This is a genomic window from Streptomyces sp. NPDC002690 (assembly GCF_053592415.1).
In genome coordinates this window covers 1-16,349 of sequence record NZ_JBSFVR010000160.1, presented here as the reverse complement: position 1 = coordinate 16,349, position 16,349 = coordinate 1, and the positions used below count along the sequence as shown (strand labels likewise).

The following is a 16,349-nucleotide window of genomic DNA, read 5'->3' as shown; positions in this document are numbered from 1 at the left end:
CGCACCGGACGCCGCCGGACCCGCCCTCCGGGCGGACGGCGCCGCTTTCGACACACGCCCGCCCTCACCGGTGGAACCAGCGGACGGGCCCGTCCCCGACACCGGAAGTTCCTGCCGGGCTTCGTTGTCCCAGCGCCACCATCGCCGGGGAACGTTCCGCCATCGGCTCGGCACAGAGCCGATGACGGTACGCGGAGCAGCGCTTACCATCCCCCGGTGACGCCATCAGACCTGCTGTCCCGGGCCATGCTCGAACCCACCGATCCACCGCTGCGCCCCCTGCCCCACTCCGTCGCCGGTCTCCTCCGCCGGCTGGCCGCTCCCCCCAGACTCGCCGTACACCTGCGCGCCGTGCACGACGTGGCGCACCGGCTGGTCGACTGGACGGAGTCGCACGCCCCCGGCCTCCCCGTCGACCGCGCCGCCGTCCTGTTCGGCGCGGCAACCCATGACATCGGCAAGACGCACCATCCCGCCGAACTCTCCGGAGCCGGTTCGCTCCACGAAGAGGCCGGAAGAAAACTGCTGTTGGCGCACGGATTCGACGCCGGACTGGCGCGTTTCGCAGGCACGCACGCCGCGTGGGCCGCAGCGGGGACGACGCTGGAAGACCTGTTGGTGAGCACCGCCGACAAGATCTGGAAGAACAAGCGAGTTCCGGACCTCGAAGACCTCGTCGTCGCGCGACTGGTCAAGGCCACGGGCAGGGAGCACTGGGAGGAGTTCCTCGCACTCGACGAGGAACTGGAGCGCATCGGTGACGGCGCCGAACGGCGCCTCGCCCTGCAAGCGTCTTTCCCGGTCGGCCCCTGACGCTCCCCCGGTATCAAGGAATCAGCATCAAGGAATCACCGGATCACGTTCCGGGCTTCGGCCCGCCGGACACACCCCGACCTGAAGGCTCGGATGCTCCGGTGCGGGCGGCGCGGACGTGGAATCAGCGGTGCCGCCCGTGGTACGGACGGGGCTCCGGGCGCCCCGGGGCTCTCACATGACGCTTCGAGGAGCCCGTGGCCGCCGGCTCGTCCGCGCACCTCGGGCAGTCGGCGTGGTGACACGCGCCCGGACCCCAGCGTGGGACGAAGATACCGAGGGTCTTGCGCCGCACGATTTCGCTCTCGACGGGCCGCCCGCAGGCCGGACATGTGTAGCCGGCCTGCCGATCGGTATCACGCTCGGTTCTGGCCATGCTTTTACGGTAGCCCCACAGCCGGCCGTTCGACACCTCTCACACCGCGCCCGACCGCGCCCGACCCGGGTCCCACGGTCCGACCGTCCGCGGCTCAAGCCGGTCGGGCCGAGACCAGCACGCCGATCTTGTCGATGCGGTGCTCCGGGTTGTGGTGGGCATCGCGCCAGTGGTTTCCGGCCGCGTCGTCCTCCGGTGTGGCGCAGGTGGAGATGGTGATCATGGCCCGGGTCGGTTTCTCGCCCGGCTCCCCCGGCACTTCGGCGCGCTGCTCGGCGAGCGAGCGGGCGGAGCGGAAGGAGGTCTGCCGGGTCTCGGTGATCCGGTACTCGTACACCGTGCCGCCCTCCGCCACGAGGACCGTGTCGCCCTCGCCCAGCGATGGAAGATCGCGCAACGGCCCCCCGTCGGAGAGACGGTGGGCCGTCACCAAGTAGTTCCCGGTCTCGCCCGGTCCGACGCCGCCGTCCTCGCCGTACGGACTCGCGGCGACTCCTCCGTCCTGGATGCGGGTGCCCGGTGAGTCGTCCGTGGTGCCCTCGTACGGAACCACGCGGAGGTCCGTGACGCCGATCGCCGGAATGGTGAGTCGTGCGGCCTCGGTACGCGGATCGGTCCTGTCGGCCCGCATGACGAGCGGTGCGGGTGAACCGGCGGCGGTCGAGGAGAGCGCGACCACGGCGGGGGCGGGAGCACCCGGGGATGGCGCGACCGCTACGGCCGCCGGGCAGCCTACGGCCAGTACGGCGGCGACGGCGACGGCGGCCCGCGGAACACGTCCGGGAAAGGCGGCGGAAGGACGCATGTCGGTACCCCGGCGGAGAGACGGAGCGGGCGGCGGGTCGCCTCCCGCGTTTCCCAGTAGACCATCGGTCGTCCGACCCCGCCGGATGCGCCCGGGACGCTGCGCAGGGGGCGCCCGGCGGAGACCGGCGAAGACCGGCGGATCAGGGCAGTTCGGGCTGCGGCGTCCGGTCCGGTGCGTCACCGGGCACAGTGCCGGGCGACGTGCCCTGAGCCGTGATCCGCGGGCCGGTGCCCAGGGAAGCGGAGCGCTCCACCGGCAGTCCCAGACGGCCTCGGGTGACGACGAGGAGGGAGAGCGCGGCCACGGTGGAGCAGAGCAGGAAGGCGTGCGTCGTGTAGTCCGAGGACAGGGACGGGAACACGTACGACCACGCCACGGAGTAGAAGTTGTTGACGCTGGTGTGCAGCAGCACGACCAACGGCATGCTCTCGCCGGAACGGTTGAACAGCCAGGTCATCACGTAGCTGAAGGCGAGTGTGGTGCCCATGAACTCCAGCACCCTGGTGGGGTGCACGTGCGGGCCGCCGCCCCACTCGGTGAGGAACAGCGGCAGGTGCCAGGCACCCCACAGCAGACCGACGAACAGGGTGGACACCACCGGGCCGTACCGGCCCTGCATGCGGGGCATGGCGAACTCACGCCACCCGGGCTCCTCGGCGAGGCCGGTGGTGATCATCTGCAGGACGAGTCCGGGCAGGTAGGCGGCCAGAACGGCGAGCGAGGGCAGGACCGGAGCGCGTCCGGCCACCACCGCGGTAGCCACCGTCAGCGCGGCCGGCACCGCGAGGAGGACCACGACGAACCAGCGCAGGCTCACCTTCAGCCGGGTCATCCTGCCGCGCCAGACCCGGAGCCCCTCGCGTCCCTCACCGGCCCAGGTGACGAGCAGCGCCGCCCCGATGGGGCCGAGGTACGCACCGGGCAGGACGCCCAGGAGCTGGGTGGTGCCGCCGACCGCCGGGGAGGCGGCGTCCCACACACCCAGACCGCTCCGGGAGAGGACATAGGGCGTCCAGGCGAGCCAGCTCAGGACGAAGGCGAGTGAGAAGAACCAGGTCAGAGGACGCCTACGGAAGGCGGTCCGTGTCCTGGACCGGCCCTTTCCCGGGTCCGCCCGGTTCGGGTGCGGCGGCCGGGCATCTGTACCGGCACCGGCAGGGCTGTGGAAGCTCATCGGAATGTCCGTCCGTACGGGGGCTGCTGTGACGTGACCCAGCACATCAGCGGCGCGTCCGCGGATCATTGCCGCGCACACCCGTCCAGAGGTTCAGCAGGCTGTACCAGTCACCGCCTCACGCACGGCGCCGTGTGTCTTCCAGGTAGTGGAGTACGGCGGCGACGCGCCGGTCCGCCTGGTCGGTCGGGGCGAGATCGAGCTTGGCGAAAATGCTGCGGATGTGTTTGTGGACCGCCCCGTCCGTGACGAAGAGGCGCGCGGCGATGGCAGTGTTGCCCAGCCCCTCGGCCATGAGCGCCAGCACGTCCCGCTCCCTGGGGCTCAGCCGTTCCAGACGCGGGTCCTGACGGGAGCGGGTGAAGAGCTGAGCCACCACCTCGGGATCGATGGCCGTGCCTCCGGAAGCCACCCGGTGCAGCGCCTCCAGGAATTCGTCCACCCGGCCCACCCGCTCCTTCAGCAGGTATCCGAGCCCACCGACCCCACCGGTCAGCAGCTGCGTCGCGAAGCTCTGCTCGACGTAGGCGGACAGCACCAGGACCGGCAACTCCGGGCGGCGGCAGCGGGCTTCGACGGCCACGCGGATACCCTCGTCGGTGTGCGTCGGCGGCATCCGCACATCGAGGATCGCGGCATCCGGCTGGTGCTCCTCGATGGCCCTCAGCGCCTCGTCCGGGGTTCCTGCCGTGGCCACCACGTCCATGGATTCGGCACGCAGCAGAAGAGCGAGCCCCTCGCGCAACAACGCGTCGTCCTCGGCTATGACGATCCGCAGGTCACGGTCCACAGGGAAGATCCACCTCAAGGGTCGTCGGTCCACCGGCCGGGCTGGCCAGGTGGAGCCTACCGTCGTGGGCCAGGACCCTGCGCCGGATGCCGGTGAGGCCCGATCCCTTCTCCAGGTCCGCGCCGCCTCGGCCGTCGTCGGTGACGGTCAGGCGCAGACGGCCGTCGCGCGCGCGAACGGTCACGACGGCCTGCCCGGCACCACTGTGTCTGGCGATATTCGTGAGGGCTTCGGCGACCGTGTAGTAGGCCGTCGCCTCGACCGAGGCCGGGCAGCGGTCGGCGGCGTCGACATCGATCCGGCAGGGTACCGGGCTCTGCGCGGCCAGTCCCGAGAGCGCTCCGGCGAGACCCCGGTCGTCCAGCACCGGCGGGAGGATGGTGCGCACGACCGTGCGCAGCTCGGCGAGCGCCTGTTCTGCGGCGGACTGGGCCCGTTCGAGGATCTCGTCGACCTTCGCGGGGTCGCGGGCCACCTGGCGACGGGCGGCGCCCAGCAGGACGGCGACCGAGACGAGCCGGTTCTGCGTGCCGTCGTGGAGGGCCCGTTCGATGCGGCGCAGTTCGGTGGTGTGGGCGTCCAGTGCGGCAGCGCGGGTGGCGGTCAGTTCCACGACCCGGAGCGACAGGTCGAGGTCGGGGCCGGCGGCCAGCAGGCGGCGGCCGGAGCGCGCCTGGAGACGTGCCATGGCCGGGAACAGGCCCAAGATGACGGCGATCCAGCTGAGGCCGAGCAGGCCCGCGGCAAGGGCCTCGGGCCACGAGTCGGCGGTGCCGTACCCCATGGCGGTGGCGGACGAGTCCGCCGGAACGAAGCGCCAGTACAGCGGGAAGGCGGTGTCGCGCACCGCAGAGGCGGGGAGCCACACGCCGAGGAGCCCCAAAAGCAGGCCGACCGTCGCGTGCCGGGTCAGCCACCGCAGCTCACGGTGGGTGCCCGGGTCGAGGAGGGCGAGCCGTAGCCCCGCCGGCGGAGGTCCGGGGGCGACCACCTCGGGGCCCCAGGCTGAGAGCCGTCTGCGCTCCCGGTCCGCGAGCATGCGCACGCAGCGCAGCAACGGCGCAGCGAGGACCAGCCCGATGCCGACCGGCGCGGTCACCGCCGCCACGAGCAGCAGCAACAGCAGAGCCATCGCCACGGCGGCCGTGCCGAGTCCGCCGGCCAACTGCTTGAGCGCCCGGCCCGCCGCCTTCAGCGTCCGCGCGACCGCGGCCCCGAATCCCGCGTCCTCGGCGTCCTCCGAGTCCGCCGTGGCCGCGGCCCCGGCCCCCCACCCAGTACCCATCCCCGTCCGTACACCTTTCTCATGCATTCCCGGCTCCACCGACGGCGCGGACCCGCCCGCCAGACACCGGCCGGTACAGCCCGCACTACCACCGGTCGTGGCGCACGCGGGATCGGTCTCGGGCCCGCGAATCCGTAGCTTCGGTCACCAGAACCTCACCACGGACGCAACCAGGGAGTTCCCATGACCGACGTCGATCCTGCCCGCCCCCGCACCGTCGTTCCGGCGCAGCGCCAGAATGTCACGCGCGACGATCTCCTCCGGGCCGTTCTGTGGGTGGTCACGGTCGCCGGTGCGACGGCCAACACCGTGGCCTCGTACCGCGGCTCCTCTCTCACCGTCCACCTGGTGTGCGGCCTGGTCACCGCGCTCGGTGTCGGCGCTCTGATCATGACCGGTCGGTGGCGGCGCCGCCGGTGACCGTGCCCGGGACCTGCCGGACGGCCCGCCGTAACCTGGGGGCATGCGCATGCGCCCCACTCTGACCTGGACGCCCCCCGGAGATCTGCCGCCCGGGATCACGGACCCCTCTCCGGTCGCCGATGCCCTCGGCGCCGGCGGTGTGCTGGTACTCAGCGGGGCGGGCATCTCCACGGAGTCGGGCATTCCCGACTACCGGGGGGACGGCGGGAGCCTGAGCCGGCACACCCCGATGACCTTCCAGGAGTTCACCGCGGACGCCGGGGCCCGGCGTCGCTACTGGGCACGCAGCCACCTCGGGTGGCGTACGTTCGGCCGTGCCCGCCCCAACGCGGGACACCGGGCGGTGGCAGCCTTCGGGCGGCACGGGCTGCTCTCGGGCGTGATCACCCAGAACGTCGACGGCCTGCACCAGGCGGCCGGAAGTCCGGACGCCGTGGAGCTGCACGGGAGCTTGGACCGGGTGGTCTGTCTCTCCTGCGGCACCTTCTCCGCGCGCCGGGAACTCGCCGTTCGGCTGGAGCGGGCCAACGAGGGCTTCGCCCCCGTGGCCGCCGGTCTCAACCCGGACGGTGACGCCGACCTCACCGACGAGCAGGTCGGTGATTTCCACGTGGTGCCGTGCACGGTGTGCGGCGGTGTCCTCAAGCCGGACGTGGTGTTCTTCGGCGAAGCCGTGCCGCCGGAGCGGGTCGAGCGTTGCCGCGCCCTGGTCCGCGGGGCGACGTCACTGCTGGTTCTCGGGTCCTCGCTGACGGTGATGTCGGGTCTCCGGTTCGTGCGCCAGGCGGCCGAGGACCGGAAGCCGGTACTGATCGTCAACCGGGACCCGACGCGGGGCGACCGGCACGCCGTCGCCCGCGTCGCGCTCCCGCTCGGGGCGACCCTGACCGCCGTGGCCGGCCGTCTGGGGATCACCGTCACCGACGAGGCCGCCTGAGCTCGTCGAGGGGTCCGACCCGGGCGCTCCCGGAGACGGGAACTGCGCGTATTTCCTGGACAGGGCGACGAGGGCCCTGCCATGAAGGCTGTCACTCGACGCGACGAGGCAGCGGGGCAGCACGGGCGGTGAGTGACACATCGTCACATCGCTTTCGGACGGGCCCGATCCGGGTGCGAACGCGTTGCCCGCTCCATGCCCGGAACAAAGGCCGCGGGACATTCTTGAGGTGGCGAGGACGCGGACGTCGTCCGCTCCGACGACCGGACCACCGCCGGGCAACCTCGTTCGCCCCGAATTCCGCCGGCCTCGCGAAATGGACGGGAACGTCGACCGCGGTCGCCCCGCGCACGGGGGACGGCAATTCCATGACAGGCACATGGAAACCGGCCAAGGGCCGGGCCTGCGGTCGTCGCCCATGAACCGCCGCACCCCCCTCACGACTGACCACGTCGCCCACCTCTTCTCCCCTCCCGTCCGCCGGCGAGGCACGCGGGCTCCCCGCCGGCGCGGGCGGCCCCTGCTCCGAGACACCTCCGTCGTCACCGCGCTGGTCGACCGCGGAACGCTGTCGGTCGTCGCCTCACGGGACAGGAGTCCGGCCGGGCCGTGGGTTTCCGCGGTCCTCGAACTCCTGAACACGGCCCGCGACCGCGGCTCCCCGGGCATCAGGCAGGTGGTGATCGCCGCTCCGCTCCCCGTGACCCGGGACGGCCGTCCCGCGCTCCCCGCGTCCGCGGTGCGCCACGAGCGGCCGGCCGCGTACGTCCGAACCGTGCAGGAGGCACGCGCGCGCCCGAGCGAAGGACTCGGCCGGCCAGTCGCCCTCGCCAACGACGCACAGTTGGCGGCTCTGGGCGAGGCGGTCTTCGGCGCGGGGCGGGGCACCCGCGCGAGTGTGCACCTGAGTGTCCGTCACGGGTTCGGCTGCGGGCTGGTCTTCGACCGACGGCTCTTCACGGGCCCCGGTGGCACCGCCGGCGAGATCGCCCACGTGCAGTTCCACCCGGACGGCCCGGAGCGCCTGTGCGGCGGACGCGGCTGCCTGGCGACCCGGTTGACGAGCAAGCACGCCGACAGCGCGCTCGCCCATCTGCACGGCAGGGCGCTGACGGCAGTCGAGGCCGACGGGCTGGTCGCCGCACGCGATCCTGGACACCGCCTCCGTGGACAGAACACCTTGGGCGCGGGCCGGCCACATGACGGGCGCCTCGGCCCGTGGTCACGGAGCCGGAGCCCTCGAAGTCGTCGGCGCCCGTGGATCGCATCGGTGACCGGGCGTACCGCTCCGGGGCACCTGTGGTCACCCACGGGTACGGGAGCGCTCCCACCAGTTCCGGTCGCCCGTCACCTCCGCGCGAACACGGCAGCGAGCGCGGCAGCGCCGATCAGCTCCGCGTCCCGTCCCAGCTGGGCAGGGAGGATGCCGAGGGAGGCGGCGATCGCGGGCTGGGCGCTGCGGTGCACGGTCGCGGACACACCCTCCAGGAGTGCGTTTCCGGCGGCGCCGAGTTCGCCCCCGATGATGACGGCGGCCGGGTTGAGCAGGTTGCTCAGCACGGACAGCACCTCACCCAGGATGCGGCCCGCGTCGTTCAGGATTCGCCAGGTGGTGGGATCGTCCGGCGGGTCCCCGAGGGAGACGTCCGAGCCCGGGCTGGGACGGGTGTGGGCGATCTGCGCCTTGACCGACTCGACCGAGACCACCGCCTCCAGGCAGCCGCGCCGGCCGCACCGGCAGAGTTCGGTGTAGCCGGGCAGCGGCGTGTGGCCGATCTCGCCGGCGAACCCCAGAGCTCCCCGGTACGGCTCGCCGCCGAGCACCATCCCGGCGCCGATGCCGTGGGAGGCCTTCACGTACAGGAAGTCGGAATAGCCCTGGCCCGCACCGTGCCTCAGTTCTCCGTAGGCCCCGAGCACCGCGTCGTTCTCGACGTGCACCCGAAGGCCCAGCCGGCGTTCGAGTTCCTTCCCGGGATCGAGACCGACCCAGCTGGAGAGGATGGTGGGCGAACGGACCAGCCCCGTCGCGGAGTCGAGCGGTCCCGGAATTCCGGCGACCACGGTCGAGTGGTCGTCGAGGAAGTGCTCCCGGCGGAGTTCCCCGAGCATGTCCGCCGCCGCGTCCATGGCCTCGGAGGCGCACAGGTCGACGTTGAGATCGGCGCGTCGCCGGGCCAGCATCCGGCCCGTGTCGTCGACGACGGCGACCTTGATGTGGGTGTGCCCGAAGTCGAGCGCCGCGGAGCTGCCCCCGCCCGGAACGCATCTCAGCACGCCGGCCGGGCGTCCGCTGCCGCTCCCCGGCCCCTTGACCTCCGGGTCTTCCTCCCTCACGCGCTCCTCGGCGATCAGCCGGGAGACCGCGTGGTTGACCGTGCTCCGGGAAAGCCCGGTGACTTCCACGAGTTGCGCGCGCGTGAGAGCACCGCCGCCCTGGATGACCCGGAAGATCTCTTCCCTGGTTCTGTTGCGGGGTGAGGAGCGATTGGAAGCCACGTCCATGGACCGATGATAGTGGCACGTTCCAGTTTTGCCGATCATTGGCGAAACAGTTCTTTCTGTTTCCCGCAAAACCCTGGAACTGCATCTGTTTTTAGTTATTGACCGCCCTAAAGATGCTCCATAGCCTCCCCTTGCGTCCGGCTCCCGGCCGGACTCGGGCAGAAAGGGCGTTGTCGGTGAACGTCACTCCGCGACGCCCCGGACCAGGCCGATGCTCGAACTGCTCGGCCGCGCCTGCAGCCGCGTGGTCGTCGTCATCACCTCCGGCGGTCCGGCGGCGTCGTCGACACCAGCCTCTACCGGCAGATCACTCCGCCCGTCGTCCGCAGCGCTCCGCCCGAAGAGTGTTTCCGCAGGTCGGGCGAGGTATCACGGCTGAGGGCCGGGCGCCGGGGCCGACGCGCTTCCGCCGCCGTCGATACTTCGCCCCGCCACACGCGGGTCACACCGTGTTCACGGAGCTCGCCAAGAGTCGGAAAGTAAGCGCATTCAACCACCGCACACTTCTCCGAGGACGACCCATGTGTCTTGACGGCCACTGCGAGCACCAGGTGGACAGCCTCCGCCCCGACGCCGAGCGGACCGGCGAACCCGGCGACGGGCCGGGACGCCGCGGGCTTCTGGCCGCAGGGCTCGCCGGCGCGGCTGCCCTCACCCTCTCCCCCATGGCGTTCGCCCCGCCGGCCCAGGCAGCGGAGCCGGCCTCGGACACCGCCGAGGAGACCCACGTCATCAGCGGCCATCTGGCCACCGGGGTCGCCGACTTCGTCTACCTCCCGGTGGAGGTTCCGTCCGGCGTGGCGAAGATCGCCGTGTCGTACTCCTACGACAAGCCCTCGGTCCCCTCCGGCACCCCCGGCAACTCGTGCGACATCGGCATCTTCGACGAGGGCGGCATCGGCCTGGGCGGGCGCGGCTTCCGGGGATGGTCCGGTGGTTCCCGTACCTCCTTCGAGATCAGCAACGGCGAGGCCACCCCGGGTTATCTGCCGGGCAAGGTCGACCGCGGCACCTGGCACGTCGTGCTCGGCCCGTACCAGGTCGCCCCGCAGGGGCTGAACTACCAGGTCCAGGTGACCCTGACCTACGGCAAGCCCGGTCCGGCCGCTCCCCGCGACTTCCCGCCGCAGCGGGCCAGGGGCCGCGGCCGTGCCTGGTACCGGGGCGACTGCCACCTGCACACGGTCCACTCCGACGGCAAGCGGCTGCCCGCCGAGGTGGCGGCGGGCGCCCGGGACGCGGGGCTGGACTTCATGGTCTCCACCGACCACAACACCTCGTCCGCGCACGCGGTGTGGGGCGAACACGCCGGTTCCGACCTGCTGATCATCACCGGGGAGGAGGTCACCACCCGCAACGGCCACTGGCTCGCCCTCGGCCTTCCGCCCGGCGAGTGGATCGACTGGCGTTACCGCAACCGCGACGACGCCTTCCCTCGCTTCGCCCGTCAGGTGCGCCGCGGAGGTGGCCTGGTGGTACCCGCCCACATGTACTGCGCGTACGTGGCGAGCCAGTGGAAGTTCGGCTTCGACGACGCCGACGCCACCGAGGTGTGGACCGGCCCGTGGACCTACGACGACGAGCACGCCATCAGCACCTGGGACCAGAAGATCGGCGAGGCGGTGCGCTCGGGCGGCCGCTGGGTGCCCGCCATGGGCAACAGCGACGCGCACAGCACCCCGCAGGTCATCGGTCTGCCGCACAACGTCGTCCTCGCCGACGACCTGCGGACGGACTCGGTCATGGACGGCATCCGCGCCGGGCGCAGCTGGATCGCCGAGTCCGCCGCCGTGGAGCTGTCGTTCACCGTCAGCGGCGACGCGCAGCAGGCCGGTATCGGCGAGACGCTCAAGGCGCCCGCCGACGCGCCGGTGGACGTCCGCCTCGACGTGAAGGGCGTACCGAACGGCACGGTCCGCTTCATCACCGACGAGGGCCAGATGCACCAGGAGTCCCTGAGCGCGGAGGGCACCGGCACGGTGGTGTGGCGTACGACCGCCTCGCTCGCCGCGTACGTGCGCGCCGAGGTCCGCCACCCGATGGCGAACGGTTCGGCGGGGCAGGGCAACACCATGGGCGACGCGCTGATGTTCGGCCCGATGGCCGCCCTCACCAACCCGGTCTTCCTGAAGACGTCCGGGCGCTGACGGCCGGCCACGGCGTGGGGCCCGGTTCCGCGCCGGTCCCCACGCCGTGGTTCAGCGGCGGGCGAATCGCGGCGTGACCAGCTCGGAAGGGCGCGGGTGAGGGTCATGCCCGCGTGGTCGGGTTCCGGCACGGCGGCCTCCTCCAGCGTCCGCTCCCGCGGGTCCGGCGGCCTGCCCTGCCCGGACAACCGGGCGAAACGGCCCGGGCCGGGGCGGGGCGCTCTACCCTGACGGAACGGCAGCACTCCGTCGGGAAGGTGCCGCACACCGTTCGGGAGGCCCGTATGACCGCGCCGGTGGCCGAAGGGCCCAATCCGCCGAGCTTTCCCCCGCGCACGCCGCCGCCACCGAAGAAGCCGCTCTCTCCGCCCCCTCCGGACCTCTCCCGCGGCGTCGGGGAGCAGGCAGAGATCGCACGGAGAGCCGTTCCTCGCGGTGTCGGGATGAGGAACCGACGGGGCGCGAACCGGAGTTACGAGTCCGCCGCGTGGGTGCCGGGGAAGGCCCGGCGCGAGGTTCTCGAACAGCTCGGCGCCTGGGGTCACCGCCTCGGGCCGGCCGTGGTCCGGGTTCTGGGTTCCGCCACGGAACTACTCGTCGCCACCGCCGTCGGCGACGGCGGACGGAAGGTCAGCGTGCACCTTTCCGACCAGGACGGGCAGGCGTGCGTGGTCGTCCTCTCCCACCGTTGCGACCTCGCCCCGGGGCACGCTCCGGAGGGTGACGACGTCCTGCACCGGCTGACCGCCCTGCCGGGCGTAGAGGGGTGCGGCACGGAGACGGGCCCGGAAGGGCGGCGTCTCTGGGCCGTCGTCCGTCTCTGACCCGGTGCGCCGACGAGGGGCCGGTGGCGTGAACCACGCGAACGGTGTTCCTGATCAGCCGAGTTCGGTCAGGCTTCGGCTTTGAACGTCGCACGGTCGTAGTCGGCGTACCGGCCCTGTCCGGAGAGGTCCCAGACCCACATTCCGACGAAGGCGCCCGTGAAGCCCATGGCTCTGACCTGCCCGTCCTGGACGTCCTCGGCGTGCTCGTCGGAGAGCACGGTGGCGTCGGCCGCCTCGCCGAAGGGGCGCCGGCCGGCGCCGGTGTCGTAGTGGAAGCGCAGGTGTCCGCCGTCCAGTTCGCATCCCAGGCCGAGCCTGACGGTGGGGCCGTCGAGAGGTATCCCGCCGGCTTCGTCGACCGTCAGCACGCCCCGGTCGCTGCTCGCCCTGCGCAGCACGGGCCGGCCCGTGTCGTCGGCGGTGACGTACAGGTAGTACCAGTTGCGGGTGTTGTAGTACGCGGTGATCCCGGCGAGGTGCTGGAACTCCTCGGGGCGGTACTCCAGGGTGGCTTCGAAGGAGCAGCGGGGCGCGGTCACCCGCTGGGCCACCAGGCTCGGTCCGACGAGGCTGTGGGGAGCGCGGCCTCCTCGTATCCGCAGGTGGGAGGGGCGGTCGGTGAGGGACAGCCAGTCCGGCGCTGCGGGGCGCCGAAGGGTGGACCACTGGGCCCCCAGGGTGGGGCTGTCGAAGTCGTCCTCGACGTGGGTGCCCGGCGCCGGGGTGTGCTCCGGGCCGGTCTCCCGGTCCGCCTCCCGTCCCGCGGAGACCGGCGCGGCCACTTCCAGGGCCGGCTCGCCGGTCGGGACGCGGGGCCATTCGTCGGAAGTCCAGGTCACGGGCGCGAGGGCCGTCTCCCGGCCCAGAACGCACGGTCCGTGCCGTCCGATCGGGCGGGAGACCAGGTAGGCCAGGTAGGACTCGCCGGCGGGCGTCGTCACGAGGCTGCCGTGTCCGGCTTTCTGCAGGGGCAGGTCCGGGTTGTGGCGCGCGGTGATGAGCGGGCCGTTCGGATCGCGTTCGTACGGGCCGGTCAGGGTGCGGGAGCGGGAGACGGTCACCTGGTGGTCGTAGCCGGTTCCACCGTCGGCGGTCATCAGGTAGTACCAGTCGCCGACGCGGTAGAGGTTGGGGCCCTCGATCCATTCGTCCCCGGGAGGCAGACCGATGAGGACGGGGTCGCCGCTCAGGGCGCGGGCGGTGCGGTCGTAGCGGGTCGCTTCCAGGCCGGCGGACCCGCCGTGCCCGGGCCGCCAGTCGTGGACGAGGTTGATCATCCAGCTGTCGGGGCCGTCGTGGAAGAGGGACGCGTCGAAGCCGCGCGCGTGCAGCGGGACGGGCTCGGACCAGGGGCCGTGGATCGAGGGAGCGGTGACGAGTCGGTTGGGGGCGTCGGAGAAGCCGCCGGTGTAGCTCGACACGTTGCTGTAGAGGAGGTGGAACAGCCCGTCGGCGTGGCTCAGGTGGGGAGCCCATACGCCGCCGGAGTCGGGACAGCCGGTCAGGTCGAGCGCGGGCGGGCCGTCGAGCGCTCCGCCCAGCGGCTCCCAGTGGACCAGGTCCCGGGAGTGGTGCAGCCGGACGCCCGGGCACCATTCGAACGTCGAGGTGGCGAGGTAGTAGTCGTCGCCGACCCGCACGATCGAGGGATCGGGATGAGAACCGGGCAGCACGGGGTTCCGTACGACCTGCGCAGATCCGTCTCGCACGCGCTTGCCAGCCTTCCGCCACGTCCCCAGGACCGGTGCTCCTGACGATCAAGGGGGAACGTAGCGTCGAACACACGCATCGACAACCGTCGGGCGCCCCGGCAGGGGCCGTCGGAGGCCCGGCCGTGCGTCACCGGCCGGCCCCGTACAGCCAGCGATGTTTCGTACGTCAGGGCACACGGTAAGCAGAGAAGTCGGCCCGGCTCACCGGGCTTTCGCCCGGCCCGGCAGGCGTTCTCCGCCGTCGGCGCCTCCGTACGCAAAGGGAGGAACCCATGGGCTCCGCACCGATCCTGATCCGTGACGTCCGTGTCTTCGACGGGCTGAAAAGCGAAGTTTCCGAACCTCGGTCGGTACTCGTCGAGGACCGCAGGATCGCCGCGATCGGTGGCGACGCGATGTCGCCCGGCGCACTGGTGATCGAGGGAGGCGGACGGGTGCTCATGCCCGGCCTCACCGATGCGCACGTGCACCTCTTCGCCGCCGGGAACACCGAGGTGGGGCTCGCCATGGGCAGCACCGGCTCGGGCTACTACCAGGCGCTGGCCGAGGCCGGCCGGATGCTCATGCGGGGGTTCACCGCGGTTCGGGACATGGGCGGGGACGTCACGGCGCTGCGGCAGGTCCTGGACGCGGGCGCCTTTCCCGGCCCGCGGATCTACCCCAGTCAGGCGGCGCTCTCACAGACTTCGGGGCACGGCGACTTCTCCTGCGCCTACGACGACGCCACGACGTTCGGCGGCGCGCCGTCGCGGGCCGAGGGGATCGGCTTCATGCGGGTCGCGGACGGTCGCGACCAGGTCCTCGCTGCCGTCCGGGAGCAGCTGAAGCGCGGCGCCACCCAGATCAAGGTGATGGCCGGCGGCGGGGTGACCTCGGCGCACGATCCGCTGGACGTGGTCCAGTACACGGTGGACGAGCTGCGCGCCGCTGTCGAGGCCGCCGCCGACTGGGGTACGTACGTCAGCGCGCACGTCTTCAGCGACGAGGGAATCCGCCGCGCGGTCGCCGCCGGGATCAAATCCATCGAGCACGGTCACCTCGCGTCCGAGGAGACCATCCGGCTGCTGAGGGACGAGGGGGTCTGGCTGAGCACCCAGCCGTTCGTGGAGGGCGACCACTCCTTCTCCTCGCCGGAGTCCACGGCGAAGAACAAGCAGGTGTGCGACGGTGTTGCCCGGACCTACGCGTGGGCGCGGGCAGCCGGGACGCAGATCGCCTTCGGAACGGACCTGCTGCTGGATCCGTCCAAGGCCGGCCTCCAGAGCGAGATGCTCACCCGGCTGTCGAGCACCTTCGGTTTCACGCCCGTCGAAGCGCTGACCATGGTCACCTCGGGCAACGCCCGTCTCTTCCGGCTCTCCGGGGAGCGCGACCCGTACAAGGCGGCCCGCGTCGGCGAGGTCACGGTCGGCGCGTGGGCCGACCTGCTGGTCGTGGAGGGCGACCCCACCCGTGATCTGAACGTGCTCGGCGCACCCGAGGACAACCTGGCCGTCATCGTCAAGGACGGCCGGGTCTACCGGAACCGGCTGGCCTGAGAGCGCGACCCGGGTGCCCCCGGGCCCGGCTGTCAGCCGCCGGGCCGGGCTATCGGGGTTCCCCGGAGCGCGGTGACGATCGCGGGCCAGGCGTCGGCCCCGAGCAGCGCGTCCGCCTTCGGGCTGCCGCCGTGCAGATGTGCCGGGGACGCCGCAAGGACGCTCTCGCCGGGGAACCGGGGGCGATGTCCGGCGTCGGCACGGCTGATCACCGTGACGCCCGCGCCCGTCGAGCGCCTCCGGGCGGCCAGCCTTTCGGCGGCCGGGAGGGAGGGCCACATCGCGTCGTCGCCGCCGGCCACGAGGACCATCTCGGCGCGAGTGCGTTCGACGGGTATCACGGCTCCGGGTAGCTGCCGGCCGAAGGTCCGGCGGCTGAGTTCGTACCAGCCGGTGAAAGCGACGGGCTCTCCGGCGGGGCTCCCGGATGCCCAGGAATCGTCCATGGGGAGGAAGGGCAGCGGCTGTCCCTGCCAGGACCACGAGGATCGGTAGGGACGGTGCCGGCCGTCGTGGCCCGGTCCCACGTTGCACCAGACGCAATCGGTCGGGGAGACCGCGACCACCACGTCCACCCGTGGATCGCGCACGGCGGTGAGCAGAGCGGCCTCGGCGCCTTTGGAGACCCCGAGTATCCCGATCCGCGAGGCGCCCGTGGACCTCAGCAGTCCGACACCTTCGGTGAACGTCTCCAGAGGGATCTCGCAGATGCCCGGCGACTGCCCGGGCCCGCCGAACCAGCGCACCGCCAGCGCGGTCAGCCCCTGTCCGGCGAGGAGACGCGCCCGCTCCCGGTCCACCCGCCCGCTGGATCCGGCCAGGACCAGGACGGCCGCGCCGCCACCCCCGTCGGGTTCGGCGAGGAATCCCTCCCACGGGGTGTCCAGCACACGCTCGTGGACGTCCACGTCGGTCCCCCTCCCCACGGCCCGCCGCCGACGGTTCGGCGGCGCGGACGGCGGCACAGGCCGGATCGTACGGTGCCGGGGGCGGGCGGCGGGGCCCGGGGGCCAG

General features: G+C 72.2%; 13 protein-coding genes and 1 pseudogene. 7 read left to right on the top strand and 7 right to left on the bottom strand.

Annotation, left to right across the window (positions count from 1 at the left end; translation table 11 throughout):
• The first annotated feature begins 246 nt into the window (after positions 1-246).
• Positions 247-813 (top strand): HD domain-containing protein, encoded by a 567-nt coding sequence (locus ACWD3D_RS20435; RefSeq protein ID WP_451462253.1) that lies wholly within the window; start codon positions 247-249, stop codon positions 811-813.
• Positions 814-1,283: 470 nt separating this feature from the next.
• On the opposite strand, the gene ACWD3D_RS20430 is transcribed toward ACWD3D_RS20435, so the two are convergent.
• From ACWD3D_RS20430 to ACWD3D_RS20415, 4 genes are all read right to left on the bottom strand, one after another.
• Positions 1,284-1,994: a class E sortase gene (locus ACWD3D_RS20430; RefSeq protein WP_451462251.1), complete on the bottom strand. Its 711-nt coding sequence runs from the start codon at positions 1,992-1,994 to the stop codon at positions 1,284-1,286.
• Positions 1,995-2,136: 142 nt separating this feature from the next.
• Positions 2,137-3,171, bottom strand: coding sequence for a CPBP family intramembrane glutamic endopeptidase (locus ACWD3D_RS20425; RefSeq protein ID WP_451462250.1), 1,035 nt, complete (start codon positions 3,169-3,171; stop codon positions 2,137-2,139).
• A 118-nt stretch (positions 3,172-3,289) separates the two neighbouring features.
• Positions 3,290-3,949, bottom strand: coding sequence for a response regulator transcription factor (locus ACWD3D_RS20420; protein ID WP_451462252.1), 660 nt, complete (start codon positions 3,947-3,949; stop codon positions 3,290-3,292).
• 1 nt (position 3,950) lies between these two features.
• Entirely contained in the window at positions 3,951-5,246 is a 1,296-nt protein-coding gene (locus ACWD3D_RS20415; RefSeq protein ID WP_451462249.1) for a sensor histidine kinase, read from the bottom strand.
• Between the two features lie 183 nt (positions 5,247-5,429).
• Between ACWD3D_RS20415 and ACWD3D_RS20410 the strand changes: the two genes are divergently transcribed.
• From ACWD3D_RS20410 to ACWD3D_RS20400, 3 genes and pseudogenes are all read left to right on the top strand, one after another.
• A complete protein-coding gene (locus ACWD3D_RS20410) occupies positions 5,430-5,666 on the top strand; it encodes a hypothetical protein (protein ID WP_451462248.1) in 237 nt (78 codons plus the stop codon).
• A gap of 43 nt (positions 5,667-5,709) precedes the next feature.
• The gene (locus ACWD3D_RS20405) at positions 5,710-6,606 is read left to right on the top strand and encodes an NAD-dependent protein deacetylase (protein ID WP_451462247.1); all 897 of its coding nucleotides are present in this window, start codon (positions 5,710-5,712) and stop codon (positions 6,604-6,606) included.
• A 316-nt stretch (positions 6,607-6,922) separates the two neighbouring features.
• Positions 6,923-7,654, top strand: a pseudogene (locus ACWD3D_RS20400) (ROK family protein); the annotation flags it as partial.
• A 299-nt stretch (positions 7,655-7,953) separates the two neighbouring features.
• Here ACWD3D_RS20400 and ACWD3D_RS20395 read toward each other — a convergent pair.
• On the bottom strand, positions 7,954-9,111 hold the full coding sequence (locus tag ACWD3D_RS20395) for an ROK family protein (protein WP_451462246.1): 1,158 nt from the start codon (positions 9,109-9,111) through the stop codon (positions 7,954-7,956).
• A gap of 521 nt (positions 9,112-9,632) precedes the next feature.
• On the opposite strand from ACWD3D_RS20395, the gene ACWD3D_RS20390 reads away from it, so the two are divergent.
• Together ACWD3D_RS20390 and ACWD3D_RS20385 are read left to right on the top strand one after the other, a co-directional pair.
• On the top strand, positions 9,633-11,258 hold the full coding sequence (locus tag ACWD3D_RS20390) for a CehA/McbA family metallohydrolase (protein WP_451462245.1): 1,626 nt from the start codon (positions 9,633-9,635) through the stop codon (positions 11,256-11,258).
• A gap of 443 nt (positions 11,259-11,701) precedes the next feature.
• The gene (locus ACWD3D_RS20385) at positions 11,702-12,082 is read left to right on the top strand and encodes a hypothetical protein (protein WP_451462244.1); all 381 of its coding nucleotides are present in this window, start codon (positions 11,702-11,704) and stop codon (positions 12,080-12,082) included.
• Positions 12,083-12,150: 68 nt separating this feature from the next.
• On the opposite strand, the gene ACWD3D_RS20380 is transcribed toward ACWD3D_RS20385, so the two are convergent.
• Positions 12,151-13,794 carry a family 43 glycosylhydrolase gene (locus ACWD3D_RS20380; RefSeq protein ID WP_451462243.1) on the bottom strand — a complete coding sequence of 548 codons (1,644 nt, stop codon included), beginning with the start codon at positions 13,792-13,794 and terminating at the stop codon, positions 12,151-12,153.
• A gap of 275 nt (positions 13,795-14,069) precedes the next feature.
• On the opposite strand from ACWD3D_RS20380, the gene ACWD3D_RS20375 reads away from it, so the two are divergent.
• Positions 14,070-15,335 carry an amidohydrolase family protein gene (locus ACWD3D_RS20375; protein WP_451462242.1) on the top strand — a complete coding sequence of 422 codons (1,266 nt, stop codon included), beginning with the start codon at positions 14,070-14,072 and terminating at the stop codon, positions 15,333-15,335.
• A 32-nt stretch (positions 15,336-15,367) separates the two neighbouring features.
• Here the strand turns inward: ACWD3D_RS20375 and ACWD3D_RS20370 are convergent, their stop codons facing one another.
• Complete coding sequence (locus tag ACWD3D_RS20370; RefSeq protein ID WP_451462241.1) at positions 15,368-16,243, bottom strand: acyl-CoA thioester hydrolase/BAAT C-terminal domain-containing protein; 876 nt, start codon at positions 16,241-16,243, stop codon at positions 15,368-15,370.
• Positions 16,244-16,349 lie beyond the last annotated feature (106 nt).

Bases quoted from the DNA above. Each gene is read 5' to 3' on its own strand.
- ACWD3D_RS20435 (WP_451462253.1), top strand. From the start codon at position 247: ATGCTCGAACCCACCGATCCACCGCTGCGCCCCCTGCCCCACTCCGTC.
- ACWD3D_RS20430 (WP_451462251.1), bottom strand. From the start codon at position 1,994: ATGCGTCCTTCCGCCGCCTTTCCCGGACGTGTTCCGCGGGCCGCCGTC.
- ACWD3D_RS20425 (WP_451462250.1), bottom strand. From the start codon at position 3,171: ATGAGCTTCCACAGCCCTGCCGGTGCCGGTACAGATGCCCGGCCGCCG.
- ACWD3D_RS20415 (WP_451462249.1), bottom strand. From the start codon at position 5,246: ATGGGTACTGGGTGGGGGGCCGGGGCCGCGGCCACGGCGGACTCGGAG.
- ACWD3D_RS20410 (WP_451462248.1), top strand. From the start codon at position 5,430: ATGACCGACGTCGATCCTGCCCGCCCCCGCACCGTCGTTCCGGCGCAG.
- ACWD3D_RS20405 (WP_451462247.1), top strand. From the start codon at position 5,710: ATGCGCATGCGCCCCACTCTGACCTGGACGCCCCCCGGAGATCTGCCG.
- ACWD3D_RS20395 (WP_451462246.1), bottom strand. From the start codon at position 9,111: ATGGACGTGGCTTCCAATCGCTCCTCACCCCGCAACAGAACCAGGGAA.
- ACWD3D_RS20390 (WP_451462245.1), top strand. From the start codon at position 9,633: ATGTGTCTTGACGGCCACTGCGAGCACCAGGTGGACAGCCTCCGCCCC.
- ACWD3D_RS20385 (WP_451462244.1), top strand. From the start codon at position 11,702: ATGAGGAACCGACGGGGCGCGAACCGGAGTTACGAGTCCGCCGCGTGG.
- ACWD3D_RS20375 (WP_451462242.1), top strand. From the start codon at position 14,070: ATGGGCTCCGCACCGATCCTGATCCGTGACGTCCGTGTCTTCGACGGG.